The organism is Sphingomonas sp. DC5200-1, assembly GCF_049897245.1.
Classification (GTDB): Bacteria; Pseudomonadota; Alphaproteobacteria; order Sphingomonadales; family Sphingomonadaceae; genus Sphingomonas; species Sphingomonas aquatilis.
On record NZ_JAFCVW010000002.1, the window covers coordinates 204,848 to 226,623 of the forward strand.

The following is a 21,776-nucleotide window of genomic DNA, read 5'->3' on the forward strand; positions in this document are numbered from 1 at the left end:
GCAGAAAATTGCACACGCGCCATCACCGGCGTACGATGCCGGCATGCGGGATTCGAGATTCGTGCGCCGGGTCGGATGGGTGCTCGCCGCGCTGGCGGCCAGCGTGCTGGCGGCGCTGGCGATCGGCGTGGTCGCCGAACGCAACGCGCGCGCGCGGTTCGAGGCCGCGCTGACCGCCGACGTCCGCCTGCGCCAATCGCTGCTGACCAGCGAGATCGCCCGGTTCCGCCTGTTGCCCGAAGCGCTGTCGGACGATCGCGACGTCGTGGGCACGCTGGCCGGCACGCCCGGCATGGCGGCGGCGCTGAGCCGGAAGCTGGACGGGCTGGCCGCGAGCACCGGCGCGGCGGTGATCTATGTGATCGACCGCGACGGCAACACGCTGGCGGCGAGCAACTGGCGCATGCCCGACAGCTTCGTCGGCAACAATTATCGCTTCCGCCGCTATTATGCGCAGGCCGCGCGCACCGGTCAGGCGGAGCAGTTCGCGCTCGGCACCGTCAGCCACCGGCCGGGCCTGTACCTGTCCAGGCGCACCCGCGATGGCGGCGTCGTGGTGGTGAAGCTGGAGCTCGACCGGGTCGAACGCGAATGGCGGCAGGCCGGCGGCATCACCTTTGCCACGGGGCCGCAGGGCGTCATTCTGGTCACCAGCCGCGGATCGTGGCGCTTTGCCGAAACGCGTCCGCTGGCGCCCGCCGCCGCCGCCGCCGCCCGCGCCGATTTCGGCATCGCGGCGCTGGGCCCCCGCCCCTGGCGCGATGCCGACGGCCGGCTGACCGATGCCGCGAGTGGCGAGACGCTGATGATGGCGACCAGCCCGGCCGACGCCGCCGGCTGGCGGGTGACGCTGGCGATGCCGACGCGCGGCGCGATCACCGCGGCGATACGCAATGCCGCCGGCGCGGCGGCGCTGGCGATGCTGGCGCTCGTCGCGATGGGCTGGGCCTTGCGCGAGCGTGCCCGCCGCCGCGCGGAACGGACCGAGGCGCTGGAGGCGGCGGTAGCGGAACGCACCGCGGACCTCAGTCGCGAGATCGCCGAACGGGCCGCGGCGGAGGCGCGCGCCGACGACCTGCGCGAGGGACTGCGCCAGGCGAACCGCCTCGCCGCATTGGGCCAGATCACCGCCAGCGTCGCGCATGAAACCGCGCAGCCAGTCGCGGCGATCCGCACCTATGCCGCCGCGGGCGAGGCGCTGCTGGATCGCGGCGCACTGGAGGAGGTGCGCGGCAATTTGCACGCCATCGCCCGGCTGACCGAACGGATCGGCGCGGTGACGGCGGAGCTGCGCGGCTTTTCGCGCAAGGGGTCGGGCACGATCGGCCCGGTGGCGCTCGCCGAGGTGCTCGACGGCGCGCGGCTGATCCTGAAGGAGCGATTGGCGCGCGTCGCGGTGCGCTGGCCCACCTTGCCGCCCGGCCTGCTGGTGGTCGCCGGTCGCGTGCGGCTGGAACAGGTGGTGGTCAACATCCTGCAGAATGCGGTCGAGGCGCTGGATGGCCAGCCGGCACCGGCGATCACCATTTCGCTGGACGATCAGGGCGATTGCGTGGTGCTGACGATCGCCGACACCGGCCCCGGCATTGCGCCGGACATCGCCGAGCGGCTGTTCACCCCCTTCGCCACCAGCCGCCCGACCGGGCTGGGGCTGGGGCTGACGATCGCGCAGGATATCATGCACGACCTCGGCGGATCGCTGCGGCTGGTGCCGAGCACGCATGGCGCAGCCTTCGCCATCGCGATGCGGCGCGCATGAGCGAGATCACGCCCCGCGTCGCGCTGGTCGACGACGACGACGATCTGCGCGCCGCGACCGCGCAATGGCTGTCGCTGGCCGGCTTCACCGTCGACAGCTTCGCCGCCGCGCCGCCCGCGCTCGACGCGCTGGGCGCCGACTATCCGGGCGTCGTGGTCAGCGATATCCGCATGCCGATCATGTCCGGGCTGGAGCTGTTCGCGACGTTGCATGCGCGCGACCCGGCGCTGCCGGTGATCCTGGTGACCGGCCATGCCGATGTGGCGACCGCGGTCGGCGCGCTGAAGGCGGGCGCGTGGGATTTCCTCAGCAAACCATGCGATCCCGATGCGCTGGTCGCCGCCGTCGGCCGCGCCGCGACGGCGCGCGCGCTGACGCTGGAGAACCGGCAATTGCGCGCCGCGGCCGAGGAGGCGGAGAGCGGCGGCATCGCCGCGGCGCTGGTCGGCCGCAGCCCGGCGATCCGGCGGCTGCGCGAAATGGTGCCGGTGCTGGCCAATGCCGACATCGACCTGTTTATCGAGGGCGAGACGGGGACGGGCAAGGAATTGCTCGCGCGGCTGATCCACCGGGCCGGGCGGCGCGGGCGGCACCGCTTCGTCCCCGTCGCCTGCGCCGCGATTCCCGAGGAGCTGATCGACGGCGAGCTGTTCGGCCCCGGCGACACCGGCGTCATGGCGTCGAGCCGGGGGACGCTGTTCCTTGACGATATCGATCGTGCCTCGCCACGCCTCCAGGCCCGGCTGGTGCCGCTGATCGAGGAGCGCGCGGTGCGGACGGGCACGCGAGCGCCCGCGCCGATCGATCTGCGTATCATCGCGGCGGGCGGCGAAGCGGGCGAGCACGGCCCGGCGGCGATCAGCCCCGAACTCTTCTATCGCCTCGCCGCAGTCCGCCTGCGGCTGCCGCCGCTGCGCGAGCGGCGCGAGGACATCCCCCTGCTGTTCGCGCATCTGGTCGACGCGTCCGCCGCACGACTGCGCATGCCGGTGCCGCCGCTGACCGCGATGGCGCGCGAGCGGCTGGCGGAGCATCACTGGCCGGGCAACGTGCGCGAGCTGGCGCATTTCGCCGATCGCGTCGTGCTCGACCTGGAACCGGGCGATGGCGCCCCCGCCGTGTCCTCCGCCACGCTGCCCGACCGCGTCGCCGCCTTCGAACGCGAAGCGATGGTGGAGGCGATCCGCGCGGCGGGCGGTGACGCCAGCATCGCGATGGAGCGGCTGGGGCTGCCGCGAAAGACCTTCTACTACAAGGTGCAGCGCCACGGCATCGACCTGACCGCGCTACGCCGGGGGCTGCGCGGCGATTAGGGGCGTATTCGTCCAATTCGCTGCGGCCGCGGTCATCCACGCATAGCCGGCCCGAACCTCTAGGCGACGCCAGAGACGGCACCGCAGAAGATCCCCGATCGTCATTGCGAGCGAAGCGCGGCAATCCAGGGCGTCCAGGTCCGGCTCTGGATTGCTTCGCTGCGCTCGCAATGACGGAGCACATCGCTCTCATCCCACGACGTCGCCCCGCCGCTGGTGAAAACGGGTGTCCTGCACACCAGCCATGGCCTCGCGCGGCGCGATCGGGCAGACAGCGGGCATGGCGGGGGACGGTCTTGATGGGCGGGCGCGATCGGACGGTGCGTCGTCGGCCCCTGCGCCAGCGCTTGGCTCCCATGGCGACCCCGACGCCGATCTCGTCGCTGCGGCGGTAGCGGGGGATCGCGACGCGTTCGGGACGCTGATCGATCGGCATTATGACCGGATCCACGCGCTCGCCTGGCAGCTGACTGGATCGCGCAGCGATGCGGAGGATATCGCGCAGGACGTCTGCTGTGCGCTCGTCCGGCGGATCGGCAGCTTTCGCGGCGAGGCGCGCTTTTCGACGTGGCTGTGCGGCATCGTCTTCAACGCCTGCCGCGATGCGCGCCGCCGCGGGCGGGCGTTTCGGGGGCTGACCGAACGGCTGGCGGTGATCGCCGGGATCGGGCGCGGCGGCGACCATGCCGATCTGCACGATGCGATGTGGGTGAAGAGCGCGGTGATGAAGCTGCCCGCCGCCTATCGCGACGCCGTGGTGCTGGTCGCGGGGCAGCAGCTGACCCATGCCGAGGCCGCCGCGATTCTGGGTGTCGCCGAAGCGACGGTGTCGTGGCGCCTGCACGAGGCGCGCAAGCGGCTGGGCGGGGGCGTGTAAAAAAATGCACGGGCGCTCCCAAGGATCATGCGGGCTGCCGCGTCGAAGGAACAGGCGGACGATATGCCGCCGGTTCTTCGAGGAGACTGCCATGACCCGTGCCCGCTTCGCCCGCCCCGTCCTGCTCGCCGCCCTGGGCCTGCCCGCGCTGTTCGTCGTTGGATGTGCCGATACCACGCGGCGGACCGGCGCAGAGAGTCCGACGCCTGTCGCGCAGGAGGCGGCCAACGATATCGTGCTGACGGGATCGCGCGCCACCGCCCCCAACGAGCCGGCACCGCCGCCCCCGCCGCCGCCGCCTCCTATGCCTGCACCGGTCATGATGATGTCGGCGCAGCGTATCGGCATGCCCTTAGCACCGCACGCGCCGCCCTTTTCGATGACCGGCCGCGACCGCTTCACGCCGATCAAGCAGAATGCCTTCCAGCGCGTCGCCGAAGCGCCCGTCTCCACCTTTTCGCTCGATGTCGACACCGCCTCCTATGCATTCGTGCGTGCGTCCTTGAACCGCGGCACCCTGCCGCCGCGCGACGCGGTGCGGACCGAGGAGCTGGTGAACTATTTCCCTTATGACTATGCCCCCGCGAAGAGCGCGGCGGAGCCGTTCAGCACCGATCTGTCGGTCTTTCCCAGCCCCTGGGCGCCGGGGCGGCTGATCGTCCGCGTCGGCGTGCGCGGCTATGACCTCACCCGCACCACGCGGCCCCGTGCGAACCTCGTCTTCCTCGTCGATACGTCGGGATCGATGATGAAGCCCAACAAGCTGCCATTGGTGAAGCAGTCGCTGCAGCTGCTGCTCGACAGCCTGGGCGAGAACGACCGGGTGGCGATCGTTGCCTATGCGGGTCAAGCCGGCACCGTGCTGGAACCGACGCCGGCCAGCGACCGGACCCGCATCCTCGCCGCGCTCGACCGGCTGGAAGCGGGCGGCAGCACCGCGGGCGCCGAGGGCATCCGCCAGGCCTATGCGCTCGCCGAACGCGATTTCGATCCCAAGGGCGTCAACCGCGTGATCCTGGCGACCGACGGCGATTTCAACGTCGGCATCACCGATCAGGACCAGCTGAAGGGCTATATCGAGGCGGAGCGGACGAAGGGCGTGTACCTGTCCGTGCTCGGCTTCGGCATGGGCAATTACAACGATGCGCTGATGCAGACGCTGGCGCAGAACGGCAATGGTGTCGCCGCCTACATCGACACGCTGAACGAGGCGCGCAAGACGCTGGTGACGGAGGCGAGTTCGTCGCTGTTCCCGATCGCCAAGGACGTGAAGGTGCAGGTGGAGTTCAATCCCGCCGCGGTCGCCGAATATCGGCTGATCGGATACGAAAACCGGCTGCTGGCGCGCGAGGACTTCAATAACGATAAGGTCGATGCCGGCGATGTCGGCGCGGGGCGGACGGTGACGGCGCTGTACGAAGTGGTGCCGGTCGGCGGTGCGCGCACCGTCGATCCGCTGCGTTATGGCAAGAACGCCAAGGTCAGCGCGGTGAAGGCGCGCGCCGCCGAGCTGGGCTTCGTCAAGATCCGCTACAAATTGCCCAAGGCGTCGACAAGCCGGCTGATCGCGCGGCCGATCCCGGTCGCCCATGCCGCCCGCTTCGCCGATGCGCCACGTGACGCGCGCTTTGCCACCGCCGTGGCCGGGTTCGCCGAGCTGCTGCGCGGCGGCACCTATGAAGGGCGGTTCGGCTATGACGATGTCGCGCGCATCGCGGCGGGAGCGAAGGGGGCCGATCCGTTCGGCTATCGCGCCGAGTTTATCGACCTCGTCGCCAAAGCACGCGCCGCGCAGGCGATGCCGCCGCTGGTGCGCTGAGTATGGCGGGCGGCATTGACGCTTCCGGTGGCCGCGTCGATGCCGCTATAGCCAGGGGGATGGCGCGCGTCCTTCCCCCCTGCCCGGCCGGTTGAGCCGCGATGGACGACGATCTCGCCCGCCAGCTGCCCGATCCACCGCCGCCCCGCCCCGCCGCGCGGCGAGCGGCACTGGATGCGGCGATGGCGCGGTTCGATGGGGTGGAGGCGCCGACCCAATCGACGCGCCACCCGCCCGCACGCGCCGGCTGGCGGTTGCGACCGGGGCCGGTGGGGGCGCTCGCCTCGATCGCGCTCGTCGCACTGGTGGGCATCCCGATGGCGCTCGATCATCGCGACCTGCCGAGCGAGGTCGCGCGCCAGCGACCCAAAGGCGACGCACGGCCGGAACGGATCGTGGCGGACCAGACGACGCCGGCGCCGCCATCCGCCGTGAAGGCCGAAGCGACGCCTACCCCCGCCGCACCGGTACGCCGCGCGACGGAGAGGCAGGAAGAGGCCGTTCCGCCGCCGCCTCCTGTGCCCGCGCCGGTATCCGCGCCCGTGTCCGCGTTCGCGCCCGCGCCGGTGCCGGAAGCCGTGGTGGAACCTGCGCCGCCTCCACCGCCGCCCCCGCCCCCCGCACCCGCGGCCCCGATGTCCGCCCCGGCCCAGGCGCAGGACGTCGTGGTTACGGGATCGCGTGTCGCACGCCGCACCGGCGTCGGTCGCTACACGGAACACGCTTCCAGCATTGCCGCCGACCCCGCAGATACGGCCTTGCGCACCGGTCTCGCCGCGCTGGAGGCTGGCGATTCCACCGCCGCGATCGGCGCGCTGGACCGGGCCATCGCACTGCGCCCCGACCTGGCGAGCGCCTACCTGAACCGCGCGCTCGCCTATCGGCAGCGCGGCGACCTGGCGCGCGCGGAAAAGGATATGGACCGCGCGATACGCCTCGATCGCTCCGCCCGCGCCTATCGCCTGCGCAGCGACATTCGGGCGACGCGCGGCGATGCCAAAGGCGCGCAGAAGGATCGCGAGCGTGCCGAGCGGCTGGAGGCGGATGGCGACGGGCGATAGGCGTGTCCCCCGGGACTTGGTGTTTGCACCCGCCTCCCCTAAAGCACGGCCATGTCCCGTCTTCCTATCGTCGCGATCGTCGGCCGTCCCAATGTCGGCAAGTCGACGCTGTTCAACCGCCTCGTCGGCAAGAAACTCGCGCTGGTCGACGATCGGCCGGGCGTGACGCGCGACCGGCGCGAGGGCGATGCGACGCTGATCGGCATGGACTTCCGCGTCGTCGACACCGCCGGTTACGAGGATCACGACGCCCAGACGCTGCCCGGCCGCATGCGCCTGCAGACCGAGGCGGCGATCGGCCAGGCGGACGTCGCGCTGTTCCTGGTCGATGCGCGCGCGGGCGTGATGCCGCTCGACGAAGAGATCGCGCGCTGGCTGCGTTCGTCGTCCACCCCCGTCGTCCTCGCCGCCAACAAGGCGGAGGGGAAGGCCGGCGAACAGGGCGTGCTCGAGGCACTGGCGCTCGGCTTCGGCGATCCGGTGCAGCTTTCCGCCGAACATGGCGAGGGCATGGGCGACCTGTTCGAGGCGCTGCTGCCGCATCTGGAAGCCGCGATCGAGGCGATGCCGGAGGAAGAGGACGACGAGTCCCCGGACGCGCCGCTGAAGCTGGCGATCGTCGGCCGCCCCAATGCGGGCAAGTCGACGCTGATCAACAAGATGCTCGGCGAGGACCGGATGATCACAGGGCCGGAAGCCGGCATCACGCGCGATTCGATCGCGGTCGACTGGACGTGGTACGACCGCGACAACATCCCCCGCGCGGTCCGGCTGATCGACACCGCCGGCATGCGCAAGCGCGCCAAGGTGCAGGACAAGCTGGAAAAGCTGTCGGTCGCCGATGCGCTGCACGCGGTCGACTTCGCCGAGGTGGTCGTACTGCTGCTCGATGCGACGCTGGGGCTGGAGGCGCAGGACCTGCGCATCGCCGACAAGGTACTGTCCGAAGGCCGCGCGCTCGTCATCGCGCTGAACAAATGGGACGTCGCCGAAAACGCCTCGTCGCTGTTCAACGGCGTCAAGCGCGCGCTGGAGGACGGCTTGAGCCAGGTGAAGGGCGTCACGGTGATGACCGTGTCGGCGGCGACCGGCAAGGGCATCGACCAGCTGATCCAGGCCTGTTTCGAAACGCGCGAAGCCTGGTCGCAACGCGTCGGCACCGGCGAGCTGAACCGCTGGTTCGAACGCGCGGTCGAGGCGAATCCCCCGCCCGCCCCCGGCGGCAAGCGGATCAAGATGCGCTACGTCACGCAGATCAAGACGCGGCCGCCGAGCTTCGTGATCTTTGGCACACGCGTCGATCAATTGCCGGCGAGCTATGAACGCTATCTGGTCAATTCCATGCGTAAGGATTTGGGATTTGGGGCAGTTCCTGTTCGACTGACCTTCCGCGCGCCGAAGAATCCTTTCGACACCAAAGATTAGGGTCCGCCCTAATCGGCCGCATCGGCAACCAGCTGTTTACCGCTGCTCAATATGGTTGGTCCGATCCTGAGGGGAGAAGGCCGTGTCGTTCGAAGGCAGCACGTTGGTGGATTGGGCGGCGTTCGCCCAGGCGCGCGCCGAACTGGGCGCCGGCTTCGTGCGCATATTGGGCTATTTCCGCGAAGACGGCGTGAAATCGGTGTCGGCGATCGAACAGGCGATGCGCGCGCAGACCGCCGCCGCGATGGTGATTCCGGCGCACACGCTGAAGGGCGAGGCGCGTCAGTTCGGTGCCGAGCCGCTGGCGATGCTGGCCGAGACGATCGAGGAATTCGCGCGCGACTGCGTCGAGCGCCACGAAACCTGCGAAGAGGCGCTGGAGCATGTCGTGCGCCTGCGCCCGCTGTTCTTCGAAACGCTGGCGCTGCTGGAGCGCGAGGCGAACCCGCTCGTGCCGCGGCGGCCGGCGGGCGGTGGTTTCGGTCGGCGGTTGGGGTGAGCCAAGGCCGATCGACATTCACCGTCGTGATGCATTTCCCGACGAGCGGAAAGACCTGAAGAAAAAGAGTTTTGTTCGCGCGGAGGCGCGGAGGACGCGGAGGTGTCACGCGCGTTGCAACGCTTCGCTTTGACCTCGACCGGGATAGACAGGCCGCTCGCGCGGCAGACCCCACACCTCTGCGTCTTCCGCACCTCCGCGTGAACCGTCTTGTCTTCATGTCTTCGCATCTTGGCATGAATGAATGTCGATCGATCCTGGGGATACGTCATCCCAGCGTAGGCTGGGATGAGGACGATGGCGGGGCCGCTACGCCGCCAGTTCTACCTCCGACCCGACGCACGCCTCGCGAATATCCGCTGCCAGTGCGTCGACCCGCGCCGGGTCGGCATCCCAGGCGAACATGAAGCGCGCGCCGCCGCCGATGAAGGTGTAGAAGCGCCAGCCGCGCTGCCTCAGCGTATCGAGCACCGGTTCGGGCGCGATCAGGAACACCGAATTGGCCTGCACCGGAAATAGCAGGTCGATACCGGGCAGACCCGACACCTGATCCGCCAGCCGCCGCGCCGCGGCATTGCCGTGCTCGGCGTTGCGCAGCCATGCACCGCTGTCGATCAGCCCGATCCACGGCGCCGACAGGAAGCGCATCTTCGACGCGAGCTGCCCCGCCTGTTTGCAGCGATAGTCGAAATCCTCGGCAAGGCTGCGGTCGAAGAAGATCACCGCCTCGCCGATCGCGAGGCCATTCTTGGTGCCGCCGAAGCACAGCACGTCGACGCCCGCTTCCCAGGTGATCGCGGCGGGAGTGCATCCCAGCGCCGCACAGGCATGCGCGAAGCGCGCGCCGTCCATATGGAGCTTGAGCCCCAGTTCGCGGCAGACCGCGGAAATCGCCTGCACCTCTTCGATCGCATAGACCTGCCCCGTCTCGGTCGGCTGGGTGATCGTGACGACGCGCGGCTTCGGGAAATGGATGTCGGATCGGCTGGTCGCCAGCGCGCGGATCGCGTCCGGCGTCAGCTTGCCGTCGGCGGACGGCGCAAGCAGCAGCTTCGACCCGTTCGAGAAGAACTCCGGCGCGCCGCATTCGTCGGTTTCGACATGCGCCGCCGACGAACAAATGACGCTGTGGTACGATTGGCACAGCGAGGCGAGCGCCAGCGAATTGGCCGCGGTGCCGTTGAACACGAAGAACACCTCGGCATCCTTCGCGAACAGCGCGCGAAGACGGTCGGCGGCCGCCTGCGTCCAGTCGTCATCGCCATAGGCGACCGCCGATCCGGCATTGGCAGCGAGCATCGCCTGCATCGCCTCGGGGCAGGCGCCCGCATAATTGTCACTGGCGAATTGCTGGGGCTGGGCAGTCACGGCGTCGGGTCCTTGTGCAAAACGGTCTGCACCCGGAGACGAACGACGATGTGGCGTGAGGTCCCGTTTGGTTGCCGGTCCGGCCACATCCCCCCGTTTGCCGGGGGCGCCACCTTGCTCGGGGAGCAGGTTGGCGTCGAACGTCGTTCGACTCTTGATGCTGGCGGCGCGGTTAGCCGCCGCTCTCCGTGCGGTCAAGCCGCGCACGCGCCCAGGCCGCCGCCTCCGCCACCACCGGGTCGTCGTCGCCGAGCAACCGGTCGAGCGCCGGGATCAGCGCCGGTGACCCGCTGTTGCCCGCGGCGATCGCGGCGTTGCGCACCATGCGATTGCGACCGATGCGCTTGATCGGCGATCCGGAGAAGACCTGCCGGAACCCCGCATCGTCCAGCGCCAGCAAATCTGCGAGCGCGGGCGCGGTCAGCTCGGCGCGCGGGTGGAACGCCATGTTGGCCGCGGCGCTGGCGGCGAACTTGTTCCAGGGGCACACCGCCAAGCAGTCGTCGCAGCCATAGATGCGGTTGCCGATGCCAGTCCGAAACTCTTCCGGAATCGGCCCGGCATGTTCGATGGTGAGGTAGGAGATGCAGCGCCGCGCATCGAGGCGATAGGGCGCGGGGAAAGCATCGGTCGGGCACGCCCGCTGGCAGGCGTCGCACGATCCGCAACTGTCGCGCCCCGGCGTGTCCGGCGCGAGGTCCAGCGTCGTGTAGATCGCGCCGAGGAACAGCCAACTGCCGTGATCCCGGCTGACGAGATTGGTGTGCTTCCCCTGCCAGCCGAGGCCCGCCGCCTCGCTCAACGGCTTTTCCATCACCGGCGCGGTATCGACAAAGACCTTGAGGTCGCACCCCGCCTCGCGCGCCAGCCAGCGGCCCAGCGCTTTCAGCGCGCGCTTGACGACATCGTGATAGTCGCCGCCCTGCGCGTAGACGGAGATGCGGCCGCGCTCCCCCTCGCCCGCCAGCGCCAGCGGATCGCGTGCGGGCGCGTAGCTCATGCCGAGCGCGATGACGCTGCGCACGTCGCTCCACAAGGCGGCCGGCGCGGCGCGCTGGGCACTGCGCTCCTCCATCCAGATCATGCCGCCGTGGCGGCCTTCATCGAGCCACTGCCGCAACCGTTCGCCACTGCGGGGCGCGGCGTCGGCGTGCGCGATCCCGCACGCGACGAAGCCGAGCGCCGCCGCCTCGGCCTTGATCCGCGCTTCGATAGGGGTCGGGGAAGGCTTGTCTTTCGCCACGCGCGCCCGCTACCACAGACGTCACGACGACACACTCACCCATTCGGGTCGAGCGAATGGGGGCGGATGGTGGGATCAAGCGAACCGGCGGTTTTTGCCGAACATCTGGTCAAGCGCTTCGGCGAGCGGCGCGTCGTCGACGGCGTCGACCTGTCGGTGCCGCGCGGCGCGATCTACGGCGTGCTCGGCCCCAATGGCGCCGGTAAGACGACGACGCTGCGCACCCTGCTCGGCATCATCGAGCCCGACGTGGGGCACCGCTCCATCCTGGGCCACGCCGCCCCACGCGAGGCGAGCGACCGCGTCGGCTATCTGCCCGAAGAGCGCGGCCTGTATCCGTCGATGAAGGCGCGTGACGCGATCGCCTTCATGGGCGCACTGCGCGGGCTCGATCGCCGTACCGGTCGCGCACGCGCCGCCGAGATGATGGAGGCGGCGGGCCTGGGCCATGCGATCGACGAGAAGATCAAGAAACTGTCGAAGGGCATGGCGCAGCTCGTCCAGTTGCTGGGATCGGTGGTGCATCGCCCCGACCTGCTGGTCCTCGACGAACCGTTCAGCGGCCTCGACCCGGTCAATCAGGAAAAGCTCGAATCGCTGATCCTCGCCGAGCGTGACCGCGGCGCGACGGTGCTGTTTTCGACGCATATCATGGCGCATGCCGAGCGCGTGTGCGACCGGCTGGCGATCATCGCCGGCGGCAAGCGCCGCTTCGAAGGGACCGTGGACGCGGCGCGGGGCACGCTGCCCAGCCAGGTCCGCTACCTGCCGACGCATCCCGACGCCGCGATCGCCGACGTGTTGCCGCATGATGCGATGCGCGACGGAGACGGCTGGCGGTTCCAGCTGCCCGGCGAGGGGATCGAAGGGCTGCTCGGCACGCTGATCGCGCGCGGCTATGGCATTGGCGGCCTGTCGATCGAACGGCCCAGCCTGCACGACGCCTTCGTCCGCATCGTCGGCCGCGATGCCGCCAACCCGCCGGGCGCCAGTCATCCGCATGGGGGAGCCACCGCATGACCAACCTCGCCCGCACGCTGCGCCAGGCGCTGACCATCGCGCGCCGCGACTTCATCGCGACCGTCTTCACGCCGATCTTCCTGCTGTTCCTGTTCGCGCCGGTCATCATGGGATCGTTCGGCGCGATCGGCGGCATGGGCGCGGCGAGCGTCGCCGACGGCCGTGCCGACAAGACGCGGATGGTCGCCATCGTATCGCCCGATCAGGCGCGCGTGATGACCGACGCGGACGATCGCCTACGCGACGTGTTCCGCCGCGACGAAGAGGCGCCCCCCGCCCTCGCCACGCTGACGCCGACAGGCGACGCCGCGGCGCAGGCGCGTGCCGCGTTCGAAAGCAAGGACTATGAGGCGAGCGCCGTGCTGTACGGCCCGCTCGACCGGCCGCAGATCCTGTACGGCCCGCGCGGCAAGCGCGCCGCCGATTATCTGGGCGTGCTGGCGCAGGAAACGCTGACCGCGGATAAACTTGGCAGCGGCGTGCCGCGCGTCGTCGCGACCAAGACGCCGCTCGAACGGCAGAGCGGCTCCGCGGGCAACCGCCGCCAGTCCGCCTCCTTCGCGGTATTCGGCGTGTTCCTGCTCAACCTGTTCCTCGCCAGCCAAGTCGTCGGCACGATGGCCGAAGAGCGCAACAACAAGGTGATCGAGGTGCTCGCCGCCGCGGTGCCATTGGAAAGCGTGTTCCTGGGCAAGCTGCTCGGCATGTTCGGCGTCGCGTTGCTCTTCGTCGGTTTCTGGGGAACGATCATCGCGAAATTGGGCTCGTTCCTGCCCGCCGATGTTGCGCGCGCGCTGGCGATCCAGACCGCGGTCGGCACGCCGGTGTTCGTCGCGCTGTTCGTTACCTATTTCACCATGGCCTATCTGCTGCTCGGCTCGGCCTTCCTCGTCGTCGGCGCGCAGGCGTCGACCCCGCGCGAAATCCAGATGCTCGCGCTGCCGATTTCGGTGCTGCAGATGGGCATGCTGGCGCTGGCGCTGGCCGGCACCGCCAACCCCACCGGTTGGGTGGCGACCGTGGCGGAGCTGTTCCCGCTGTCCTCGCCCTTCGCGATGGCTGGCCGCGCGGCAACGTCACCGACGATCTGGCCGCATCTCGCGGCGATCGCCTGGCAGCTGTTGTGGGTGTCGATCTTCATCACGCTCGGCGCGAGGCTGTTCCGGCGCGGCGTGCTGCAATCGGGCAGCGCCCGGCCGTTCTGGAAGCGCGCGAAAGCCAATTGACATAAGTGTCAGTCGGGTATCTCCTGTCGGCAAAAGACAGGAGAGTGATGATGGCGACCCTCATGCAGGCGACCGCACCCGCGGTCGATCCGTTCGACGTCAGCCGCGCGGAACTGTACCGCGACGACACCTGGCACGCGCCCTTCGCGCAATTGCGAGCCGAGGCCCCGGTCTATCGCTGCGAGCATAGCGACTACGGCCCCTATTGGTCCGTCTCGACTTACAAGCCGATCGTCGAGGTCGAGTCGCTACCCGATATCTATTCGTCCGAGGTCGGCGGGATCACCCTCGCCGACTTCATCCCGGAAAGCGACGTGCGCATGCCGATGTTCATCGCGCGCGATCGACCGGTGCATACCGGGCAGCGGCGGACGGTAGCGCCCGCGTTCACGCCATCCGAAATGGTGCGGATGAGCGACGACATCCGCCGCCGCACCGCGGAAATCCTCGACAGCCTGCCGTGGAACACGCGGTTCGACTGGGTGGATACCGTCTCGATCGAACTGACGACGCAGATGCTCGCCATCCTGTTCGACTTCCCGTGGGAGGACCGGCGCAAGCTCACCTTCTGGTCCGACTGGGCGGGCGATATCGAGCTGGTGAAGAACGAGGAGCTGCGCAAGCAGCGCCTCGGCTACATGTACGAATGCGGCGCGTACTTCCAGAATCTGTGGAACGCCAAGGTCGGCCAGCCGCAGACGCCCGACCTCATCAGCATGATGATCCATTCGGACGCGATGAGCCACATGGATCATTTCGAATTCATCGGAAACCTGATCCTGCTGATCGTCGGCGGCAACGACACGACGCGCAACTCGATGACCGCGCTCGCGTATGGCCTCGATCGTTTCCCCGACGAGCGAGCGAAGCTGGAGGCGGACCCGTCGCTGATCCCCAACATGACGCAGGAGATCATTCGCTGGCAGACGCCGCTCGCGCACATGCGCCGTACCGCGACGCGCGATACCGAACTGATGGGGCAGACGATCCGTGAAGGCGACAAGCTGGCGCTGTGGTATATCTCCGCCAACCGTGACGAGAGCGTGTTCGGCCCGGATGCCGACAAGATTGTGGTCGACCGGCCCAATGCACGCCGGCACCTCGCGTTCGGCCACGGCATCCACCGTTGCGTGGGCGCGCGGCTGGCCGAATTGCAGATCGGCATCCTGATGGAGGAAATGGCGAAGCGGCGGATGCGGGTGAACGTCGTCGGCGAACCGACGCGCGTCGCCGCGTGCTTCGTGCATGGTTACCGGCAGTTGCCGGTGGAGATCAGCCGGTATTGATGGCTGCCCCTCCCGTCATTGCGAGCGAACCTATGCTACGCTCGCAATGACGGTCAGAGGACCCACCCCTTAGTTCGGCTTCACCACCTCGACGCTCACCGGCGCCACATCCGAGCAGTCGCCCGCTTCCGCCTTGGCAACCGCAGCCGGCTTCTTGCGACCCATCGTCCAGTTCGCCTGCATCCGCACGCGCGGGTTGGGCGCGCACCAGATTTCGCCGGTGTCGTTGATCGCGGTGACCCAGATCAGATTATGCTCCTGCCCGTAATCGATGACGGCGAAGGCATAGCCTGCCCCCTTGTCGAGGACGTGGACGGGAAGCGGCGGATCGAGCTGCTGGAACGACATGGTATCACCTCTCGGTCATGCCAAGCGCGCGAATGGGAAGCGAGGTTCCCGGCCGAATCAATAGCATGGGTGGGGATGAAACCGGCCCGATCCCGTCCTACATCCTCATCATGACCGATCAGCCCAGCCGCCGCTCGCTTCTCTCCCTCGCCGCCACCGGTGCCGTCGGCGCCTTTCTGTGGGGGTGCCGCAATGCGCCCGCCGCAGCCGCGGAACGCTATCCGGTGGAGATGAGCGATGCCGCCTGGCGCAAGAAGCTGGGCGATGCGGCATGGACCGTGTTGCGGCACGAGGGCACCGAGCGGCCCTATTCCAGCCCGCTCAATGGCGAACATCGCGCCGGCACCTTTGCCTGCAAGGGCTGCGCGCAGCCGCTGTTTTCGTCCAAGACCAAGTTCGAAAGCGGCACCGGCTGGCCCAGTTTCTATGCGCCGCTGAAGGGTGCGGTCGGCACGCGCAGCGATCGGTCCCTGATGATGGAGCGTGTCGAGGTGCATTGCAGCCGCTGCGGTGGGCATCTGGGCCATGTGTTCGACGACGGGCCGAAGCCGACCGGCAAGCGCTATTGCATGAACGGCGTGGCGATGACGTTCCGGGCGGGGTGAGGGCGCGCTCTTTCGTTCGCGCTAAGCCTGTCGAAGCGCACCCCTCCCCCCAAGCGTCACATCCGCGGATGGCTGCCCTTCGACAGGCTCAGGGCGAATGGCGCTGGAGGTAAGCCCGTGGGTGTGGATTACTTCGCGGCGACCGGAACCACCGGCACGGCGGCAGCGGTGGCGATGATGCTGGTGTCCATGTCGACCATCGGCGTGGCGGGCTCGTCATCGATCGCCGGGGCATGGCCCGAATAGATGAAGCCGTTGGTGGGATAGCTCGAGGTGCCGAGGCCGCCGGTCGGGCCGTACCACACCTTCACTTCGCTCCAGTCGCCGGCGGCCGAGACGTCGATCGCGCGAACGTTGCGCTCGATCGCGCCGGGGCGCGACCAGTTGGCGTGGGTGAGGAGCACTTCGCGGTCGCTGACGACCCGCGACACCATCGCGACATGGCCGACGCGCATGCGGCGGGTGGACTGGAAGGCGAGAACCGCACCGACCTTCGGCGCATGGCCGCGTTCGTACCGGCCGGCGGCCTGGCTCCACCAGGTGTTGGCGTTGCCGTGGATGTCGATGCCCGAGATTTCGCGGGCATAGGGCGCGCACTGCCAGAACTGCGCCATGGCCGGGGTGGCCATCATCAGGCCGCACGATACCACCAGCGCAAAACGCGCTGCCAACGCCTTCAAAGTCATTTGCTGACCCCCCGGTCAAAACCCGTTCGTCGAGGATGTCGCTACACAGGGGGTCGGCTTTCGCCAACAGGCGCGGGAACCATAAGCGCCCAACGGTGTTTGCGCGCCGACGAAGCGATGGGATGAGCGGTGAATCGCGATCCTGTCGCCACGCTGAACGGCGAAATGCTCAGGAATCAGCCAGTTTTGCTGCCCCAAGTCGTGCCAGCCGCGCCTCATGCTCGGCACGGCCGAACGGAAAGCGGGTGAAGACGAACGCCGCGCAGCCGGCGATCAGCAGATAGGTGAGGCCGAAGGTCAGCGTCAGCCGGTCGATCGTGTCGATCGGTACGGTGCCGGGCACCGCCTTTTCGGGGAAGCCGGCGATCGCCAGGATGACGCCCGCCAGGAAGATACCGATCCCCGACGTGCATTTCTGGACGAAGAAGGATCCGGCGAAGAACACCCCTTCCGAGCGGCGACCGGTGCGCATCTCCGAATCCTCGACGACGTCCGCCATCATCGACGCCCCCAGGATGAACGCGCTGACGTTGCACGCGGTCGCCGCGGCGAAGAAAACGAGCAGGATCGGCAGCAGCGCGGGCTGCCCCACATCCGGCAGCACATGAAGCAACCGCAGCGCGTACGGCGCGATGTTGAGCGTCGCGCCGATCGCCACCGCGCCCGCCGCCGCGCGCGGCTTGCTCATCCGCTTGCCGATGCGCGGCGCGGCGACGAAGGCGACCAGCACGCCGCCGAACAGCGCGACCGTCGCATAGACGAACACGACGCCCTGAAAGCCCCAGACATAGGTGTAGAGATAGGTCGACATCGCATAGCTGATGCCCTGCACCGTATAGGCGCACAGGCCCGCCAGCATCAGGATGGCGAAGGCGCGGTTCTTCACCGTGTCCGCCAGTTCGCGCAGGTTTTCGCGGAACGTCTGCCGCTCGATCGGCGGGTTGGGCAGATTGGGGATCTCCTTATGCGTCCCCGCCGCCGAAGTCAGGATCGCCGCGCCCATCAGCAGGGCGCCGAGGATCGAATAGCCGATATAACCCTGCCGGTTGAGCAGCCCGTTGGCATGCTCCGGCGTCGGCGCGAGAAAGTAGAGATAGGCCGACACCAGCATGGTGAGCCCGCCCGCCCAGCCGAACAGATAGCGCCACGCCATGACCCGCGTCCGCTCGTCATAGTCCGACGACAGTTCGGGTGTCAGCGCGACCGAGGGGACTTCATAGGCACTCACCGCGGTGCGGACGAGCACGGCGCAGGCGAACAGCCAGCCGAGCGTCGCGCCCTGCCCCCAGCCGCTCGGCGGATTCCACAGCAGAACCCAACCGACCATGATCGGTAGCGCGGAGCCATACATCCACGGGTGCCGCCGTCCCCAGCGCGTGCGCGTCCGATCGGACAGGAACCCCACGGCAGGGTCGACGAAGGCATCGATCAGCAAGGCGACCATCACGACGAGGCCGACGGTGGCGGAGGGCAGACCGACCACTTGGTTGTAGAAGAGCAGCAGGAAGGTGCCGAAGCCGGCATCCTTCACGCCATAGGCGACCGCACCGAAGGCGTAGCTGCCCATCGCACCGCTTCGCAGGCGCCGTGCCGCCGGTACGGCCGTCGTCCCTGCTGTCGCCTCTGCCACCGGTCGCATGCAAGCTCCTGTTTTGTCGGGGATCATAGCCGCGCACCGGGGGTGGTCAATCACGCTTTCGAATTTCGGGTTTGCAGCCGTTTCGTCCAGATCATAGGATAATCAGGTCACAACCCGCCCGCATCAGGGCATCGCAGTGGATACGGCATGGCCCTCGACCCCGAAACCTTCGACGCGCTGATCGATACCGTCCGTCGCTTCGTCGGCGAACGGCTGCGCCCCCTCGAAGCCGATGTGGAGGCCGCCGACGCCATTCCCGATGCGGTCGTCGCGGAGATGAAAGAGATGGGCCTGTTCGGCCTGTCGATCGCCGAGGACTACGGCGGCCTGGGCCTCGACATGGTCGAGGAATGCCGCGTCGCGATCGAGATGGGCCGGACCACGCCGGCCTTCCGATCGACCTTCGGCACCAATGTCGGGATCGGCAGCCAGGGGCTGGTGATGGCCGGCACGCCCGAACAGAAGGCCGCATGGCTGCCGCGCATCGCGAGCGGCGAGATCGTCACCAGCTTCGCGCTGACCGAACCCGATGTCGGCAGCGATTCCGGCAGCGTGAAGACACGGGCCGTCCGGGATGGCGACGTCTATCGCCTGTCGGGGACCAAGCGCTACATCACCAATGCCGACAAGGCGCAGCTGTTCACCGTGATGGCGCGCACCGGTGACGAGAAGGGCGCACGCGGCGTCTCCGCCTTTCTGGTGCCCAAGGACCTGCCCGGCATCACCATCGGCGAACCCGAAAAGAAGATGGGGCAGAAGGGCGCCAAGGTCGCCGACGTCCATTTCGACGACGTGCCGGTGCCGGTCGCCAATCGACTGGGCGCGGAGGGCGAAGGCTTCAAGATCGCGATGCGCGTGCTCGACCGCGGCCGGCTGCACATCAGCGCGGTCTGCGTCGGCGTGGCCGAACGGCTGATCGCCGACAGCGTCGCTTATGCCACCGGTCGCCAGCAGTTCGGCAAGGCGATCGCCGAACACCAGCTGATCCAGGGCATGATCGCCGACATGAAGACCGAGGCGCTCGTCGCCCGCGCGATGGTGCTGGAGACGGCGGCGAAGAAGGATCGCGGTGAAGACGTCGTGCTGGAAAGCGCAGCGGCGAAGTATTTCGCCAGCGAGATGGTGGGCCGCGTCGCCGACAAGGCGGTGCAGGTCTATGGCGGCGCGGGCTATATCGCCGATTACGGCATCGAACGCCTGTACCGCGACGTGCGCCTGTTCCGCATCTACGAAGGCACCAGCCAGATCCAGCAGGTCATCATCGCGCGCGAAACGATGAAACGCGGGGGGTAGGCCGCAGCGAATCAGCCCCGCTGATCCGCGGCTCGGCGGCCTACCGCGGCCAGCGGGTCGCGGCACGCGAACCCGACTGACGACGCGGCTTTGCCGCGGCGCGTAACCAGGAGAAACATCATGGACACCACCAACCTCTTCCGCCTCGACGGCAAGGTCGCGCTCGTCACCGGCGGCAGCCGCGGCATCGGCAAGATGATCGCCGCCGGCTTCATCGCCCAGGGCGCGAAAGTCTATATCTCCAGCCGCAAGGCGCCGGCCTGCGACGACACTGCCGCCGAACTCGGCCCCAATTGCATCCCCCTGCCGTGCGACGTCAGCACCGTCGCCGGCTGCAAGGCGCTGGCCGAGCAACTCGTCGCACATGAGGACAAGCTCGACATCCTCGTCAACAATGCGGGCGCCGCCTGGGGCGTGCCGTTCGAGGAGTTCCCGGAAAGCGGCTGGGACAAGGTGATGGACCTCAACGTCAAATCGCCCTTCTTCCTGACGCAGGCGCTGCACGGCCTGCTGAAGGCCGCCGGCACGGCGGGCCGCCCGGCCAAGGTCATCAACATCACCTCGATCGACGGCCAGCGCCTCAATCCGTGGGAGACGTACAGTTACCACGCCTCCAAGTCGGCGCTGATCTATCTGACGAAGCGCATGGCCGCACGGCTGGTGCGCGACCACGTCAACGTCACCTCGATCGCGCCGGGCGCCTTCGCCAGCGACATGAACAAGGCCGCCCGCGACCATGGCGACGACGTCGCGCAAGGCATACCCGCCGGCCGCATCGGCACCGATGAAGACATGGCCGGCGCCGCCATCTACCTCGCGTCGCGCGCGGGCGATTACGTGATCGGCGAGACGATCACGGTCGACGGCGGGTTGGTCCACGCCGCGCTGGGCACCAGCATCGACGCATGAGCCCAGCGGCCGGGACGGTGATGTCCGTCCCGGCCAGCGCGCGCCCTCACCCCGCCCCGCTGACCGCAGCCGTCTCGGCGGGCGCAGGCGCATCGGGCAACGCCTCGACGCCGGGCAGGTCCCAGCGATCCATGGTGATCGCCGAACAGGCATAGGTCGCCTTGTTGCGGAAGGTCGCTGGCTTCATCGCGGCGGCGAGGGCCGGCTGCGATCCGGCCAGCGCCTTCTGCGCGTCATCGGCATGGCGGACATAGACGATGCCGGAGGTCGACACACCGAGCGCCGACTTGCTGTCGACGACCGGAATGAAATCGCCGAGATAGGCCACCTCGCCCGCCTCGACATGAAAGGTCGGTGCCCCGAAGCAGTTGGTCGTCGTCGCCATCTTGGTGATGACGGCGGTCGAGGCGATGACATAGTCGCCCGGCGTCACGCGCAGCACCTGCACCTCATAGGGTGCCTTGCGATCGGCGCTGCCGACGGCGAGGTCGTAGACGGTCTTGTCGCCCGTCTTCTTCCAATCCTTGGGGCGATAGACGAGGTCCCGCCCCTTCGTGTCGTACCGCGTCAGTTGCACAAAACCGGACCGGCCCGCGCTCGCCGCGTTCGGGCGGCGGAAGGCGACGACCACCGCCGCCTCGCCGGGCGCGAGGACGAAGGGCGCGGCGGCATCCACCTTCTTGCCCAGGAACAGCGTACCGGGCGCGCTGAGCGGCGCATCGACGCGCGCGACGAGGTCCTCGGGTTGCGCGAAGGTCGTGCGTTCGGTGATCGTACCGTCGACGGTCTGCGCGCCGACGATGCCGTTGAAATAGGCGTCGCGATCCGCGTCGGTCATCGCACCGACCCTCGCGGCATTCTCCTTCGACACCTCGACCATGCGCCAGCCGTCGATCAGCAGGCAATTGCGGCGGTTCGCGCGGCGCTGCTGCCCCTCAGCGATCGCGCCGGCGATCAGGCCGCCAATCCCGCCGCCGATCCCCGCGGCGATCGGCGACATCAGCGCCGGGTTGTAATAATAAGGGATCGACCCCGAGGGCGTCCGCGACCCGCGCGCGATCAGGCGACAGCGCTGCCAGGCCGCATCATATTGCGCGCGCGTCGCGCCCGGCCGGTTGTAGAAATGGCTGTCCTTCAGGTCGCGCGCCGCATCCTTGGCGATCTCTTCGGGTGTATCGCGCGGATCGGCGGGCGGCGTCTGCGCCACGGCGGGCGGTTTGGTGCCGCCATAGGTCACAGGCAGCGTCGCCTGAGCATAAGCGATATGCGCCGTACCGCACGCCGCGAGCAGGCTCGCGGCCACCATCATCCTGTTCATGCATCCCCCCCGGAACTGGTTCCGAAGCGGATCATACGCAGGCCAAGGCCGGCGGCAAGGCTCTATCGCCCGCCGCCGGCCC

The 21,776-nt window shown here is 68.6% G+C and carries 19 protein-coding genes and 1 riboswitch; of the genes, 13 read left to right on the top strand and 6 right to left on the bottom strand.

All coding sequences use genetic code 11. From position 1 onward, the window contains the following. Positions 1–43 precede the first annotated feature (43 nt). The 7 genes from ACP7A3_RS04310 to ACP7A3_RS04340 all read left to right on the top strand — a co-directional run bounded on the left by ACP7A3_RS04310 (position 44) and on the right by ACP7A3_RS04340 (position 8,753). Positions 44–1,759 (top strand): sensor histidine kinase, encoded by a 1,716-nt coding sequence (locus tag ACP7A3_RS04310; protein WP_426255219.1) that lies wholly within the window; start codon positions 44–46, stop codon positions 1,757–1,759. Then, positions 1,756–3,072, top strand: a complete 1,317-nt coding sequence (locus ACP7A3_RS04315; protein WP_426255218.1) for a sigma-54-dependent transcriptional regulator — start codon at positions 1,756–1,758, stop codon at positions 3,070–3,072. The genes ACP7A3_RS04310 and ACP7A3_RS04315 overlap by 4 nt, the downstream gene beginning before the upstream one ends. A gap of 244 nt (positions 3,073–3,316) precedes the next feature. Further along, complete coding sequence (locus ACP7A3_RS04320; protein WP_426255217.1) at positions 3,317–3,949, top strand: RNA polymerase sigma factor; 633 nt, start codon at positions 3,317–3,319, stop codon at positions 3,947–3,949. Positions 3,950–4,040: 91 nt separating this feature from the next. Next, positions 4,041–5,768: a vWA domain-containing protein gene (locus tag ACP7A3_RS04325; protein WP_426255216.1), complete on the top strand. Its 1,728-nt coding sequence runs from the start codon at positions 4,041–4,043 to the stop codon at positions 5,766–5,768. Between the two features lie 101 nt (positions 5,769–5,869). Continuing rightward, positions 5,870–6,829 (top strand): tetratricopeptide repeat protein, encoded by a 960-nt coding sequence (locus tag ACP7A3_RS04330; protein WP_426255215.1) that lies wholly within the window; start codon positions 5,870–5,872, stop codon positions 6,827–6,829. A 51-nt stretch (positions 6,830–6,880) separates the two neighbouring features. Next, positions 6,881–8,254, top strand: coding sequence for a ribosome biogenesis GTPase Der (der, locus tag ACP7A3_RS04335; protein WP_426255214.1), 1,374 nt, complete (start codon positions 6,881–6,883; stop codon positions 8,252–8,254). An 82-nt stretch (positions 8,255–8,336) separates the two neighbouring features. Further along, positions 8,337–8,753, top strand: a complete 417-nt coding sequence (locus ACP7A3_RS04340; protein ID WP_043060370.1) for an Hpt domain-containing protein — start codon at positions 8,337–8,339, stop codon at positions 8,751–8,753. A gap of 309 nt (positions 8,754–9,062) precedes the next feature. On the opposite strand, the gene ACP7A3_RS04345 is transcribed toward ACP7A3_RS04340, so the two are convergent. Then, on the bottom strand, positions 9,063–10,121 hold the full coding sequence (locus ACP7A3_RS04345; protein ID WP_426255213.1) for a threonine aldolase family protein: 1,059 nt from the start codon (positions 10,119–10,121) through the stop codon (positions 9,063–9,065). A 57-nt stretch (positions 10,122–10,178) separates the two neighbouring features. After that, positions 10,179–10,287: riboswitch (SAM-I-IV-variant riboswitch) on the bottom strand. 6 nt (positions 10,288–10,293) lie between these two features. Continuing rightward, on the bottom strand, positions 10,294–11,364 hold the full coding sequence (gene queG / locus ACP7A3_RS04350) for a tRNA epoxyqueuosine(34) reductase QueG (protein WP_426255212.1): 1,071 nt from the start codon (positions 11,362–11,364) through the stop codon (positions 10,294–10,296). A 66-nt stretch (positions 11,365–11,430) separates the two neighbouring features. Here queG and ACP7A3_RS04355 point away from each other — a divergent pair, with 66 nt between their 5' ends. Genes ACP7A3_RS04355 through ACP7A3_RS04365 form a run of 3 tightly spaced genes read left to right on the top strand, consistent with a single transcriptional unit; the run spans position 11,431 to position 14,896 of the window. Beyond that, positions 11,431–12,384 (top strand): ABC transporter ATP-binding protein, encoded by a 954-nt coding sequence (locus ACP7A3_RS04355; protein ID WP_426255211.1) that lies wholly within the window; start codon positions 11,431–11,433, stop codon positions 12,382–12,384. Beyond that, positions 12,381–13,610, top strand: coding sequence for an ABC transporter permease (locus ACP7A3_RS04360; protein WP_426255210.1), 1,230 nt, complete (start codon positions 12,381–12,383; stop codon positions 13,608–13,610). Before ACP7A3_RS04355 ends, ACP7A3_RS04360 begins: the two co-directional genes overlap by 4 nt. Positions 13,611–13,660: 50 nt before the next feature. Beyond that, the gene (locus ACP7A3_RS04365; protein ID WP_426255345.1) at positions 13,661–14,896 is read left to right on the top strand and encodes a cytochrome P450; all 1,236 of its coding nucleotides are present in this window, start codon (positions 13,661–13,663) and stop codon (positions 14,894–14,896) included. Positions 14,897–14,965: 69 nt separating this feature from the next. On the opposite strand, the gene ACP7A3_RS04370 is transcribed toward ACP7A3_RS04365, so the two are convergent. Continuing rightward, positions 14,966–15,244, bottom strand: a complete 279-nt coding sequence (locus ACP7A3_RS04370) for a hypothetical protein (RefSeq protein ID WP_426255209.1) — start codon at positions 15,242–15,244, stop codon at positions 14,966–14,968. Between the two features lie 65 nt (positions 15,245–15,309). Between ACP7A3_RS04370 and msrB the strand changes: the two genes are divergently transcribed. Next, positions 15,310–15,849 (top strand): peptide-methionine (R)-S-oxide reductase MsrB, encoded by a 540-nt coding sequence (gene msrB / locus ACP7A3_RS04375; RefSeq protein ID WP_244056091.1) that lies wholly within the window; start codon positions 15,310–15,312, stop codon positions 15,847–15,849. A 128-nt stretch (positions 15,850–15,977) separates the two neighbouring features. Here the strand turns inward: msrB and ACP7A3_RS04380 are convergent, their stop codons facing one another. Further along, the gene (locus ACP7A3_RS04380) at positions 15,978–16,535 is read right to left on the bottom strand and encodes a CHAP domain-containing protein (RefSeq protein ID WP_426255208.1); all 558 of its coding nucleotides are present in this window, start codon (positions 16,533–16,535) and stop codon (positions 15,978–15,980) included. A 169-nt stretch (positions 16,536–16,704) separates the two neighbouring features. After that, positions 16,705–18,102: an MFS transporter gene (locus ACP7A3_RS04385; RefSeq protein WP_426255344.1), complete on the bottom strand. Its 1,398-nt coding sequence runs from the start codon at positions 18,100–18,102 to the stop codon at positions 16,705–16,707. Between the two features lie 219 nt (positions 18,103–18,321). On the opposite strand from ACP7A3_RS04385, the gene ACP7A3_RS04390 reads away from it, so the two are divergent. After that, complete coding sequence (locus tag ACP7A3_RS04390) at positions 18,322–19,467, top strand: acyl-CoA dehydrogenase family protein (protein WP_426255207.1); 1,146 nt, start codon at positions 18,322–18,324, stop codon at positions 19,465–19,467. Between the two features lie 120 nt (positions 19,468–19,587). Next, positions 19,588–20,376, top strand: a complete 789-nt coding sequence (locus tag ACP7A3_RS04395; protein WP_426255206.1) for an SDR family oxidoreductase — start codon at positions 19,588–19,590, stop codon at positions 20,374–20,376. Between the two features lie 46 nt (positions 20,377–20,422). Here ACP7A3_RS04395 and ACP7A3_RS04400 read toward each other — a convergent pair whose 3' ends face one another. Next, complete coding sequence (locus tag ACP7A3_RS04400; protein ID WP_426255205.1) at positions 20,423–21,694, bottom strand: hypothetical protein; 1,272 nt, start codon at positions 21,692–21,694, stop codon at positions 20,423–20,425. Positions 21,695–21,776 lie beyond the last annotated feature (82 nt).